Source organism: Bradyrhizobium sp. 44 (genome assembly GCF_023073095.1).
In the GTDB taxonomy this organism is placed as follows: Bacteria; Pseudomonadota; Alphaproteobacteria; order Rhizobiales; family Xanthobacteraceae; genus Bradyrhizobium.
In genome coordinates this window covers 956,015-968,310 of record NZ_JADPIY010000016.1, presented here as the reverse complement: position 1 = coordinate 968,310, position 12,296 = coordinate 956,015, and the positions used below count along the sequence as shown (strand labels likewise).

Annotated in this window: 12 protein-coding genes; 5 read left to right on the top strand and 7 right to left on the bottom strand. The window is 64.1% G+C overall.

What is annotated here, in order from left to right; translation table 11 throughout:
• Positions 1-36: 36 nt before the first annotated feature.
• Positions 37-1,023 carry a helix-turn-helix domain-containing protein gene (locus IVB41_RS21155; protein WP_247434496.1) on the bottom strand — a complete coding sequence of 329 codons (987 nt, stop codon included), beginning with the start codon at positions 1,021-1,023 and terminating at the stop codon, positions 37-39.
• A 500-nt stretch (positions 1,024-1,523) separates the two neighbouring features.
• Here IVB41_RS21155 and IVB41_RS21150 point away from each other — a divergent pair, with 500 nt between their 5' ends.
• The 3 genes from IVB41_RS21150 to IVB41_RS21140 all read left to right on the top strand — a co-directional run bounded on the left by IVB41_RS21150 (position 1,524) and on the right by IVB41_RS21140 (position 3,942).
• Entirely contained in the window at positions 1,524-2,534 is a 1,011-nt protein-coding gene (locus IVB41_RS21150; protein WP_247434493.1) for a formylglycine-generating enzyme family protein, read from the top strand.
• Between the two features lie 237 nt (positions 2,535-2,771).
• Entirely contained in the window at positions 2,772-3,515 is a 744-nt protein-coding gene (locus IVB41_RS21145; RefSeq protein ID WP_247286172.1) for an SDR family oxidoreductase, read from the top strand.
• Between the two features lie 10 nt (positions 3,516-3,525).
• On the top strand, positions 3,526-3,942 hold the full coding sequence (locus IVB41_RS21140; protein ID WP_027569894.1) for a cupin domain-containing protein: 417 nt from the start codon (positions 3,526-3,528) through the stop codon (positions 3,940-3,942).
• Positions 3,943-3,962: 20 nt separating this feature from the next.
• Here IVB41_RS21140 and IVB41_RS21135 read toward each other — a convergent pair whose 3' ends face one another.
• The 6 genes from IVB41_RS21135 to IVB41_RS21110 form a co-directional block, all read right to left on the bottom strand.
• Positions 3,963-4,967, bottom strand: coding sequence for a 4-hydroxythreonine-4-phosphate dehydrogenase PdxA (locus tag IVB41_RS21135; protein ID WP_247434490.1), 1,005 nt, complete (start codon positions 4,965-4,967; stop codon positions 3,963-3,965).
• Positions 4,964-6,526, bottom strand: a complete 1,563-nt coding sequence (locus tag IVB41_RS21130; RefSeq protein ID WP_027569892.1) for a tripartite tricarboxylate transporter permease — start codon at positions 6,524-6,526, stop codon at positions 4,964-4,966. Before IVB41_RS21130 ends, IVB41_RS21135 begins: the two co-directional genes overlap by 4 nt.
• Positions 6,527-6,537: 11 nt before the next feature.
• Entirely contained in the window at positions 6,538-7,020 is a 483-nt protein-coding gene (locus tag IVB41_RS21125; protein ID WP_247434487.1) for a tripartite tricarboxylate transporter TctB family protein, read from the bottom strand.
• 133 nt (positions 7,021-7,153) lie between these two features.
• Positions 7,154-8,146: a tripartite tricarboxylate transporter substrate binding protein gene (locus IVB41_RS21120; RefSeq protein ID WP_247434484.1), complete on the bottom strand. Its 993-nt coding sequence runs from the start codon at positions 8,144-8,146 to the stop codon at positions 7,154-7,156.
• 51 nt (positions 8,147-8,197) lie between these two features.
• On the bottom strand, positions 8,198-9,457 hold the full coding sequence (locus tag IVB41_RS21115; RefSeq protein WP_247434480.1) for a CaiB/BaiF CoA-transferase family protein: 1,260 nt from the start codon (positions 9,455-9,457) through the stop codon (positions 8,198-8,200).
• Between the two features lie 9 nt (positions 9,458-9,466).
• The gene (locus IVB41_RS21110; RefSeq protein ID WP_247434477.1) at positions 9,467-10,261 is read right to left on the bottom strand and encodes an enoyl-CoA hydratase/isomerase family protein; all 795 of its coding nucleotides are present in this window, start codon (positions 10,259-10,261) and stop codon (positions 9,467-9,469) included.
• Between the two features lie 102 nt (positions 10,262-10,363).
• Between IVB41_RS21110 and IVB41_RS21105 the strand changes: the two genes are divergently transcribed.
• Both IVB41_RS21105 and IVB41_RS21100 read left to right on the top strand, forming a co-directional pair.
• A complete protein-coding gene (locus IVB41_RS21105) occupies positions 10,364-11,044 on the top strand; it encodes a GntR family transcriptional regulator (protein ID WP_346770860.1) in 681 nt (226 codons plus the stop codon).
• A 190-nt stretch (positions 11,045-11,234) separates the two neighbouring features.
• Complete coding sequence (locus tag IVB41_RS21100) at positions 11,235-12,206, top strand: MBL fold metallo-hydrolase (RefSeq protein WP_027569886.1); 972 nt, start codon at positions 11,235-11,237, stop codon at positions 12,204-12,206.
• Positions 12,207-12,296: the final 90 nt, after the last annotated feature.

Below are 12,296 nucleotides of genomic sequence, written 5' to 3'. Positions count from 1 at the left end.
CGATCATGGCACCGTTCGCGGTCCGGACCCAGAGCGCTAGGCTCTGGCGATGTCGTCTTCGACTGGCTGCAGCGTTGTAATTCCAAGCGTTTGCGACGGACGCTCCCCGAACATTGCAAGGTAATATTGCGAGAACCGGCCGAGCTCGTAAAAGCCCTGTTGCATGGCGACGGCTGTCACGGTGGTCGAACCGGGTGCGCTCTGGTGCAGGATGGAGTGAACAGCGCAGAGACGCTTGTGCCTGAGGAAGCTGGCCGGACCGAGACCGAATACCTCCTGAAAGGCGCGGTGGAGGGTCCGCCGCGATACGCCGAGCGTCCCGCAAATTTCCGACACGTGCACCGGACGGGTGCCGGCGTCGTCGAGAAACTCCTCGACCTTGCGGATCAGCCGTCGCGCGGAAGGGAGCCAGCCATTGCCGTCGGGTGGCAGCGACGACGCGACGTTGGCAGCCATGCATTCGGCAATCGATCGTTTCCAGAAATCGGCAGTTGATGGCATCAGCCCATATTTGTTGTCGCGCAGGTGCGACATGATCCGGACCAGGCGGCGCGAGGCGATCGCGCCGGTCTCGATGTGCGCGCGGAAATGACCGCGGCTGCGCCAGGTATCGGGGTCGCTCAGGCGCGCTTCTCGGCCGAACAGCGTCGCGACCTCGTTGAGGTCGAACCGCATGGCGGCGTAGGCGGAGCCGCCATGAAAAACACCGTCATGTTCGAGCCGCGGCGGAATGACGAGCACATCGTTGAGCTGCATGTCGAACGACCAGTGGGCGACGCGCTCTTCGGCCGCGAGCAGCATCCCGATGATCAGTCTGTCGTCGCTGGAAACCCGCTGCGTGCGCATGCCAACGTTGAACGCACCAATGCTGAGCGAGAAGTCGCCGATGCCGACATGGGATAATGTTCCGCGCAACCGACCGCGGCCGAGTTGCATCACATCGACATGCGAGCCGTGGACGGCCTGCTGAAGTCCTTCGAAACCGTCCAGCTTGCGCGAATCAACCAGAAGGAATTGCCCCATGGCTGTACCCTGTTACTGAAGCGCGACAATTCTGCGGCAGGCAGCAGCGAAATACCACCACAACGCGAGGTGGGTGCGACAAGCCGACTTCGCGTTTTTGAGCAAATCATCGCCGCATTTGTTGCAAGATTTGCGCGTGAAATGCCTTCGATTGAGGGATTTGCGGCATGGGACATTAGATCTCACCAACTGCCTGCGCAGACTGGCACAAACTGCACATCACAGCCGTCCAATCTTCGGATACCGTTTGCAACCTTAGCGAGATGAGCGGACACGCTCTGCGGATGGCAGAGCGCATGCGGCATGGATTTGCCGTGTGCTCAAGACGTGCGTGCAAAGGAAAGAGATGTTGACGCAACGCAAGCGTCCGCCTCTCCCCCGAGCGCCAAAAAGAGGGGACCAGACAATGCGTCTAATGAGCAGGGCAAAGAGCTATCGTCGAAGTCTCCCAGAGTTGGCGCAGTAGCATCGGGTGGAATGCGCGTATCGGAGCTTCCACCATGTTGCGAGCGGATCTGGATCACTGCGAGTGGTTGCCGGATGATTTGAAGAGCGGCGAGATGGTCTTCATTCCCGGCGGAACCTTTCGCATGGGTTCGGACCATCATTATCCCGAGGAGGCGCCGAGCCATCGCGTCGCTGTCGACGGCTTCTGGATTGACCGCACGCCCGTGACCAACCGGCAGTTCAAGCAGTTCGTCAACGCAACCGGCCATGTCACCGAGGCGCAGGTCGTTCCCGATCCGAAGGACTATCCAGGCGCGCTGGCGGAGATGCTCTACGCGGGATCGCTAGTGTTCTCCCCGCTGCCGCACATCACCGATCTCACCGACTGGAGCCAGTGGTGGACTTTCCTGCGCGGCGCCAGCTGGCGCCATCCCTATGGTCCCGGCAGCAACATCAAGGACCTCGACGACCATCCCGTCGTCCACGTCTCCTTCAGCGATGCGGCAGCGTATGCCCGCTGGGCCGGCAAGGACTTGCCGACGGAGGCGGAGTGGGAGTTCGCGGCGCGTGGCGGCCTCGAGGCGGAGGAATACGCCTGGGGCGACGCGCTGATGCCGGGCGGCAAGCACATGGCCAATATCTGGCAGGGCAACTTCCCCGTCCAGAATCTCGGCGAGGATGGGTACGAGCGTACCTCGCCGGTCATGGCCTTCCCGCCGAACGGCTACGGCCTCTACGACATGATCGGCAATGTCTGGGAGTGGACCTCCGACTGGTGGTCGTCAAAGCACGCCGCCGACGCCGCAAAACCCTGCTGCATCCCCAAGAATCCTCGCGGCGGCGGTGAGCACACAAGTTACGACCCGCGCCTCCCCGACATCCAGATTCCGCGCAAGGTCCTCAAGGGCGGCTCGCACCTCTGCGCGCCGAATTATTGCCGCCGATATCGCCCGGCCGCGCGGCACGCCGAACCGGTCGACACCTCGACCAGCCATGTCGGGTTCCGCTGCGTGGTGCGAATGCCGTCTGTGACCGAACACCAACAAGGACGCGCTGCAATCTAGCGAGCGCCGCTGGCGGATGCCGGCATCAGCGGTGCGCTCCGCGCGTCGGATGATTTCGATATGCAACTTTATCTATCGGCGATCCGACAGACGTCTTCAGCATTTTTGGACAAGGCGGGCCGGTTACAGGCAAGAGCCTGCCCCATTTCCCCGGTAAGAGTGGCCTCATCGCTTTCGCGACGCGCGCGCCGTCGACCCTGAAACGCTCGCGCCCGCAACGCCCCGAGGAGATATGCCATGAAGATCGTCGTGATCGGCGGGACCGGGTTGATCGGATCCAAGCTCGTAGCGAAGCTCAAGCAACAAGGCCACGACGCCGTCGCGGCTTCGCCGAAATCGGGCGTGAACGCCGTCACCGGAGAAGGCCTCGCAGCAGTGCTGGCGGGCGCGGATGTCGTGGTCGACGTTGCCAACGCGCCGTCGTGGGAGCCCGCCGCCGTGCTCGAATTCTTCGAGCGTTCGAGCAAGAACCTCGCCGCGACCGAGGCGGCTGCGGCCGTGAAGCATCATGTGGCGCTCTCGATCGTCGGGACCGAGCGTTCGCCCGACATCGCGTATTTTCGGGCCAAGCTGGCGCAGGAGACCATCGTCAAGGCATCTCCGGTCCCCTACTCGATCGTCCGCGCCACCCAGTTCTTCGAATTCCTCGGCGCCATCGGCGATATGGGTGCGGCCGATGGCCGGATCGTCGTTCCCTCGGCATTGTTTCAGCCGATCGCCGCCGAGGACGTCGCCGATCACCTCGCGGAGGTCGCAATGGGCCAGCCGCTCAACGGCACCATCGATATCGCAGGACCTGAGAAGGCGCCCTTCAATGACTTCATCGCACGGCGCCTGAAGGCGTCCGGCGACGCTCGACCGGTGGTGGGAGACCCAAGGGCGCCGTACTACGGCGCTCCCATCGACGACACGTCGCTGAACCCTCTCGGCGAGGCGCGGCTCGGGAAAACGTCGCTCGCAACCTGGCTCGCGAAACTTTGAGGAGACTCCCATGCGCAGATTGCTGATCGCAACCGCTGTTTATGCCGCATCATTCCTGACGGCCCATGCCGCCGAGACGGCGACACCCACGGCCAAGGTGACCGTCGTGTTCGACCAGGCGCTGCCCAACGTCCCCGGCAAGAGCATGAAGGGCGTGCTGGTCGAGTACGGCCCAGGAGGCTCCTCGCCCGCCCACATGCACCCGCGCTCCGCATTCATCTATGCCACAATCCTGGAAGGAGCGATCCGCAGCCAGGTCAATGACGAGCCTGCCAAGGTTTATCACAAGGGAGAGAACTTTTCTGAAAAGCCCGGCGACCGCCACGCCGTCAGCGCCAATGCCAGCGACACCGAGCCCGCGAAGCTGTTGGCGGTCTTTGTCGTGGATACTGCTGACAAGGAGCTCGTGACGCCTGTCGCGAAGTAACGCCAGGTCATCGCGTGTAATCAGGTGGCTCGCGGAGCGGCCATCTCCGCGGCGAGCAACACCGCGGCGCGGCTGGCACCGATTGATGCAATGCCCTGGCCCGCGATGTCATAGGCGGTGCCGTGGGCGGGCGTGCAGATCGGGAACGGAAAGCCGCCGAGCAACGTCACGCCGCGATCAAAGCCCATCAGCTTCATCGCGATCTGGCCCTGGTCATGATACATCGTCAGCACCGCATCGAAGGCGCCGCCCTTGGCGCGCAGGAACACCGTGTCGGCCGGGAACGGCCCCTCGGCGGCAATGCCCTCGCGCTGGCCGGCCGCGACCACGGGCGCGATGACATCGATCTCCTCACGGCCGAAATTGCCGCCGTCGCCGGCATGCGGATTGAGACCGGCGACCGCGATGCGCGGCCGGGCGAAGCCGGCATTGCGCATGCAGGCATCGGTCAGCTTGAGCGCGCGATGGATGCGCTCGCCGGACAGTCGCGCGGCGACGTCCTTGAGCGGGATATGGGACGTCACGCGGGCGTTCCAGAGCCGGTCCAGCACGTTGAACTCGCTTGCGGGGGTTTTGAGCCCGACCACTTCCGCGGAGAACGCGATCTCGTCGTCATACTCGGCGCGGGCCAGCCGCATCGCCTGCTTGTTGAACGGCGTGAAGCAGACGGCATCGACCCGGCCGTCGCGGCCGAGCTCGAGCGCCTGCTTGTAGTTGGCAAGCGCGAACCTGCCGCCGGCGAGGCTCGCGACCCCCTGTTGGACGCCGCCGGGATCGAGGTGCCCAAGATCGACGAACAGCGTCTCGCCCTCCGCCGCGCGCAGATCGGCCCCCTGCTCCACTGTTGTCAGCTCCGGCTTGACGCCGGCAATGCGCGCGCCTTCGTCGAAGATGCGGCGGTCGCCGATCACGACGATCCGGCTACGCGCGCGGATGTCGTCCTGCACCACGAGCTTGGCGGTCAATTCCGGGCTGATGCCGGCGGGATCTCCCATTGCCAATGCAATGAGCGGCTGTGCGGTCATATGATCACTTTCTCCCGAGCGGTCTCTTGAGCTCTCTCTTGGGCTGTAATCTCGTCAGCGGACGGCGCAGGCTTGCGCACCAGGCGCGCAAGCTGCAGCACGAGCGGGAGCAGCAACAGCACGATGCCGGCCACGATCAGGCACGTCACGAGCTTGTTGGCGAAGAATATCCCGAGCGATCCCTTGGACATCAGCATCGACTGCCGAAACGCATCCTCGGCCTTGTCGCCGATGACGATCGCGAGTACGAGCGGCGCCAGCGGATAGAACAGCTTCTTGAAGAGGTAGCCGACGATGCCGAAGCCGAGCATCATGACGACATCGAGATAGGAGTTCGACACCGAATAGGCGCCGACGACGCAGATGATCACGATCAGCGGCGCGATGATCACGAAGGGAATCCGCATCAGGGCGGCGAAGACCGGCACGGTCAGCAGCACCAGCACGACGGCGACGATGTTGCCGACGTACATCGAGGCAATCAGGCCCCAGACGAAGTCCTTCTGGTCCACGAACAGCATCGGCCCGGGATTGAGGCCCCAGATCATCAGCCCGCCCATCATGACGGCCGCAGTGGCCGAGCCGGGAATGCCGAGCGAGAGCATGGGCAGAAGCGCGCTGGTGCCGGCGGCATGATCGGCCGTCTCCGGCGAGATGATGCCCTCGACCTCTCCGGTGCCGAAATATCGACCGCGGCGCGAGAAGCGGCGGGCGATGCCGTAGCTCATGAAGGATGCCGCGGTCGGGCCGCCTGGCGTGATCCCCATCCAGCATCCGATGGCCGCGCTGCGCAGCAGTGCCACACTATGCCGCGGCAGGCGGCCGATCGCGCGAAATACCTCGCGCCACTCTATCTTCGACGAGACCGCGCGGGCATGAAACTCCTCTTCGACGGCGACGAGCAGCTCGCCAATGCCGAACAGCCCCATCACCGCGACAACGAAGTTCACGCCCTTGACCAGTTCGTCGACGCCCATGGTGAGACGCACGCTGCCGGAAACGGTGTCGATGCCGATGGCGGCAATGGCGAAGCCGATCGCCAGCGCGACGACGGTCTTGATCGGCGCCGTCCCGCCCATGCCGACGAAGCTGGCGAAGGCCAGGAAATAGACCGCGAAATATTCCGCCGGCCCGAAGGCGAGTGCGACCTGCGCCACCCATGATGCGAGGAAGGTGATGAGGATGACGCCGATCAGCGCGCCGAACGCCGCCGAGCCGAAGGCAGTGGCGAGGGCCGTGGTCGGACGGCCGTCGCGCGCCATCGGGTAGCCGTCGAAGGTGGTGGCGACAGACGACGGCTCGCCCGGGATGTTGAACAGGATCGAGGTCACGGATCCCCCGAACAACGCGCCCCAATACATGCTGGAGAGCAGGATGATGGCAGAGACCGGCTGCATGCCGAAGGTCAGCGGCAGCAGCAGCGACACCCCGTTCGGAGCACCCAGCCCGGGCAGCACGCCGACAAGAATGCCGAGCAGCACGCCGATCACCATCAGTGCCAGATGCGGCAGCGTGATCGCGATGCTAAAGCCGTGAAGGAGTTCCTGGAGATTGTCCATCGGCCTCTCCGTCAGAAGCCGAAGGCCGCGGCGAGCGCGCCGTGCGGCAAGCTCACCTGGAACATGCGCTCGAACACGATGTAGAGCGCGAGCGCCGTCGCCGCCGCCATGCCAAGCGCGCGCGGCACGGATTGTTGTCGGGGGATCGCCAGCACCGCGAAGATGTACAGGGCTGAGGCGACGTACATCCCGGCCAACGGGATCGCAGCCACAAAAATTGCCGCCGGCACGAACAGGCCGGCAAGGCGGCGCAACTCAATCGACGTGATCGCGATGGGGACATTCGCCAGTGACGTAACCGGCATCAAACCGCGCACCAGATTGTAGAGACTTCCAAGCAAGATGATGATGCCGGTCAGGAACGGGAACGTGCCGGCGTCCACGCCCGCGCTCGACCAGCCGATACCGTTATCGAGGCTGGAGACAACGACGGCCACACCAAAGCTGCCGGTGAGGATTGCGGTCGCAAGTTCGAGGGCACGGCGCGATATCATGGGAGGCTCCGGTCAGGCTAAGTACAATGGCCGGCTATGGCACGCATGTTCCCCAACGCTCGGTGTCGTCCCGGCCTAGTGCGCAATTGCGCACTAGGCCGGGACGACGGAGGGGTTGGAGGCTTGCGCCGCCTCACTTGACCAACCAGCCCTGCTCGCCCGCGACCTGCTTGACGTGCTCGAGGTCCTCCTTGATGAACTTGTCGAAATCGGCGCCGGTCAGGAACGTGTCGACCTGGGAGGTTTTCTCGATGTAATCCTTCCAGTCCGGTGTCGCCTGCACCTTCTTCATCAGGTCGACATAGAACGCGGCCTGGTCCGGGGTGACCTTGCCGGGAAGCCACACCGTCCGCGGCTGCTCATATTGCTTGATGTCGAGACCCTGCTCGACGCACGTCGGAACGTCGCCCCAGCCTTCGGTCGCGGTGACCTTGGCGCCCTGCGGCAGCCTCTTCGGGCTGAAAACGCAAAGCGGCCGTTGCGTCCCACCGCGCCATTGCCCGATGCTTTCGCTGGGATTGTTGACGTGGGAGTCGAGGTGTCCGCCGGCGAGCTGCACGGCAGTCTCGGCCCCGCTTTTGAAGGGGATGTAGGTCAGCTTGATGTGGCCGGCCTTCTCGATCATGCGGGTCAGCACCTCGTCGGTATCCTTCGACTGCGCGCCGCCCATCTTGAATTCGCCCGATGCGGCCGCCTTCAGATAGTCGCCCGCCGTCTTGTAGGGCGCGTCCTGCTTGACCCAGAGCAGGAACTCGTCCTGCGCCATTGCCGCGATGGCAGTGAGATCGGTGTAGTTGAAGGCGACCTTGGAGACGAGCGGCTGCTGCCAGGCATTCGACGTGCCGAAGATCACCTTGTAGGGATCGCCGGCGGATGCCTTGCCGTAGACATAGCCTTCCGCTCCGCTGCCGCCGCCCTTGTTGACGACGACGATCGGCTGCTCCACCAGCTTGTGCTTGGTGATGATGTTCTGCACGGCGCGCGCGAGATTGTCGGTGCCGCCGCCGGGTCCCGCGGTCGCCACGAACTCGATCGGCTTTTGCGGCTGCCAGGCCGAGAGCGCCGGCACCGTGCCGGCGAGCACGGTTGCGGCGGCGGAGAGCAGAAGTGTTGACGTCCGACCCATGATGTCCTCCAGCTGATTTTTGTCTCTTGTTCTTGCGTTTTCGACGCCCGGTCAGGCGACGCGTTCCTCGCGTCTTCCCGATGCCAGCACGATTGCGCCTTCTTTTTCGAGCGCTTCGATCTGCTTCTGGTCGAACCCGTGCTCGACCAGCACCTCGCTTGTATGCTCACCGTAGACCGGCGCGCCCGTACGCACTTTGCCTGGGGTCTCCGAAAACTTGACCGGCAAGCCGATCGTCTTCACCGGACCGAGCGTGGAATGCTCGACCTCGACGACCATCTCGCGCGCCAGCGTCTGCGGATCGCTGAGCGCCTCCAGCATGTCGTGCACGGGTCCGCACGGCACGCCCTTCTCGTCCAGTGCCGCCAGCCAGTGCGCCCGCGTCCGGGTGCGGAAGCGCTCGCTCAGGACGGCTTCGAGCTCCTTCAGATTGGCCATGCGGTCGGCGCCGTTGATGAAACGCGGATCGGATGCGAGCTCGCTCGCACCGAGCGCGTCGAGCATCAACAGCCAGTGCTTCTTGTTGGCGCCGCCGACCACCAGCCAGCCGTCGGAGGCCTCGAAGGCCTGATATGGCGCGTTGAGCGGATGGGCCGAACCCATCGCGCGCGGCGCGGTGCCCGCGGCGAGCGCGATAGTCGACTGCCAGTAGGTCTGCACCAGCGCGGCCTCATAGAGCGAGGTCTCGACCCACTGCCCTTCGCCGGTCTTGAGACGGTGCGTGTAGGCTGCGAGGATGCCCATGCTCGCCAGCAGGCCGGCGGTGATGTCGGACAGCGGCGGGCCGCATTTCACGGGCGGACCATCGGGACGTTCGCCGGTAAAGCTCATGATGCCGCTCATGGCCTGGGCGACCAGATCGAAGCCGCGGCGATGCTTGTAGGGTCCGGTGCGGCCGAAGCCCGACAGCGAGCAATAGATCAGCGTCGGATGCTGCTTGTGCAGGTCTTCATAGCCGAAGCCGAGGCGCTCCATGGCGCCCGGCGCAAAGTTCTCGACCAGCACGTCGGCGCCCGCGATCAGCCGCCGCAACACCTGCTTGCCGCCATCGGTCTTCAGATCCAGCACGATGCCGCGCTTGTTGCGGTTCATCATCAGGAACGAGGCCGCCTCGTCGCCAATCTTCGGCGGCACCGAATGGCGGGTGTCGTCACCGTTCGGCGATTTCTCGATCTTGATCACGTCGGCGCCCATATCGGCCAGCATCAAGGTGCAGGTCGGCCCTGCCATGACATGGGTGAGGTCGATGACCTTGAGGCCGGCAAGCGGCCCCGAACGGGCGGAGGTTGATTGCGAGCGATCGCTTTGCATCGGGGCGTCCTATTGGCCGCGCCATTGCGGCGCGCGCTTGGTGAGGAAAGCATCGAGCCCTTCGCGAAAATCCTGGCTCGTGTAGCACATCAGGATGAGGTCCTCGCCCTCGTCCGGCGTCAGCCGCCTTTGCAGGCGCGCCACGGCCTGCTTGGTCGCATTCAGCGTCAGCGGCGCGTGGCTGGCGAGCAATCGGGCAACCTCGTCCGCGCGTCGATCGAGCGCGGCGAGATCCTCGACGACCTCGCCGAGCAGCCCGACACTGGCAGCCTCCGTCGCCTCGACCAGGCGCGCGGTGAAGATCAGATCCTTGACGCGGGCAGCGCCGATCAGCGCGGTGAGACGACTGACATTGGACATCGACAGGCAATTGCCGAGCGTGCGGGCAATGGGAAAGCCGATTTTCGCGCTTTGGGTGCCGATGCGGAGGTCGCAGGCCGCGGCAATGCCGGCGCCGCCGCCGGTGCAGAACCCGTTGATCGCGGCGATCGTCGGCACGCGGCACTGTTCGAGTGTGGTCAGCACCCGATCGATGCGGTTCTCGTAGTCGACCGCGTCCTGCGGCGACTTGAAATCGCGGAACTGATTGATGTCGGTGCCCGCGGCAAACGCCTTGTCGCCGGCCCCGCGCAGCACCAGCACCTTGATCGCCTGATCGTCGTTGATCTCCTCGCAGATCGCGGCAAGCCGCTCGTACATCGCGAAGGTGAAGGCGTTGCGGGCCTGCGGACGATTGAAGGTGATCCGCCCGATACCGTCCTGGCACTCGAAAACGAGGTCTTCCGCCACCACCTGCTGGTCCATTTCCTCATGTCCTTCTGCTTTTCTACATTTTTGAATGCAAAATTGTCGATTTACAAGCTGGAACTTGCCTTAATTCGCACGTATCTTCATTTTTGCATTCAAATGGACTTCAGACCCATGCTTCATGAGGAAGTCGTCGGCCGCATCCGGGCCATCCTGCTCGACGGCGAAATCCCGCCGGGCGCGCGGATTCCCGAGCGTGAGCTGTGCGAACGGCTCCAGATATCGCGCACGCCGCTACGCGAGGCGCTCAAGGTGCTCGCCGCCGAAGGGCTCGTGCAGCTCCTGCCCCACCGTGGCTCGCGTGCGGCAAAACTGACCGACAAGGACATGCGCGACCTGTTCGAGGTCTGCCAGGGTCTCGAGGCGCTCGCCGGCGAACTCGCCTGCGAACGCATCACCGATGCCGAGATCGCTGCAATCGCCGCCGCGCACGCGGACATGGTGCGGCATTATCGTGATGGCGACCTCATCCAGTACTATCGCGGCAACCGCGCCATTCACGAAGGCATCGTCGCTGCGGCCGGCAACCCGGTGCTCGCGGGGTTGTATGCGTCCGTGACCGCGCGCATCCGGCGCGCGCGTTATGTCACGCCGATGACGCCCGAGCGCTGGGCGGTCGCAGTGCAGGAGCATGACGCCATCCTGAACGCACTGCAGAGGCGCGACGGCGTCGGCCTCGCCCATATCCTGCGCGCGCATCTACGCCACAAGCGCGAAGAGGTTTTGCAGGCGGGCTTTGCCGAAACGGAAGGGAGCGACCTGGTGCCGCGGATTTCGTGAGACGGCATTCGCGACGCAGAAAGAAACCTGCGGTCCCGCCACAACGCGCGGTCAAGAGACACAATCGCGACACAATCATTGATTGCATTTGACCGCATCGGTCGGATCGTGCTGACGCGAGGCGATCGGCGCAGGCCGAAGGTAACACGCGACAATTGCGCAAAACAAAACACAAAAGCGGAGGAAACGCATGACAATCGATGTCTCACGTCGGTCCTTGTTTGCCCTCGGGGCTGGCCTTGGTGCCAGCGCAATGCTCGGCAGCAGCGCGATGGCGCGCGCTCCCAAGCTCGGCACCCAGACGCCTTACTGGCACCGCTTCGTTCTCGGCGATGCCGAAGTCACGATCGTCTCCGACGGACCGCTTCCGCTCGGCGACCCCTCCGGGACCTTCACCGGCGTTCCCAAGGAAGAGGTGAAGAAGATGCTCGCCGACAATTTCCTGTCGCCGGACAATGTCGTGCTCGAACAGAACTCGCCGATCGTCAACACCGGCGACAAGCTCATCCTGTTCGATACCGGCATGGGCAGTTCCAAGCTGTTCGGCGCCACCACCGGCCGGCAGCAGAAGAGCATGACCGAGGCAGGCATCAAGCCCGGGGACATCGATGCCGTGGTCTGCTCGCATGCCCATATCGACCACATCGGGGGCATCGTGGACGACGGCGGCAAGCCGCTGTTTCCGAACGCGCAGATCTACATCTCGCAGACCGATTTCGACTTCTGGACCGACGAAGGCAAGCTCGGCAGCGACGCCAAGGATTTCGTCGTTCACGCCCGCAAGAACCTGCTGCCGGTGCGCGACCGCATCGTGTTCTTCAAGGACGGCCAGGAATTCCTGCCGGGCGTGCAGGCGATCTCGGCCCCCGGTCATACCGTCGGCCATACCATCTTCATGGTCTCGTCGGCCGGCAAGTCCTTCGCCTTCATGGGCGACCTCTCGCATCATTCGGTGCTGCTGCTGGAGCGGCCGCGGATGGAATTCTCCTACGACACCGATCCCAAGCAGGCGGCCGAGTCGCGCGTAAAACTGCTGACCATGCTCGCGGCGAACAAGGTGCCCGTGATGTCCTATCACTTCGCCTGGCCGGGCTATGGCCATGTCGCCAAGGCCGGCGAAGGATTCCATTATTATCCCGAACCGATGCAGATGACGTTGTAATCGCCGGATCAGGTCCGGGTGGCGCAAGCGCCGCCCGGACCATCCGAACGATCACCGCCGTCCGGCTGACCGGCAAGCAACTGCAATCCG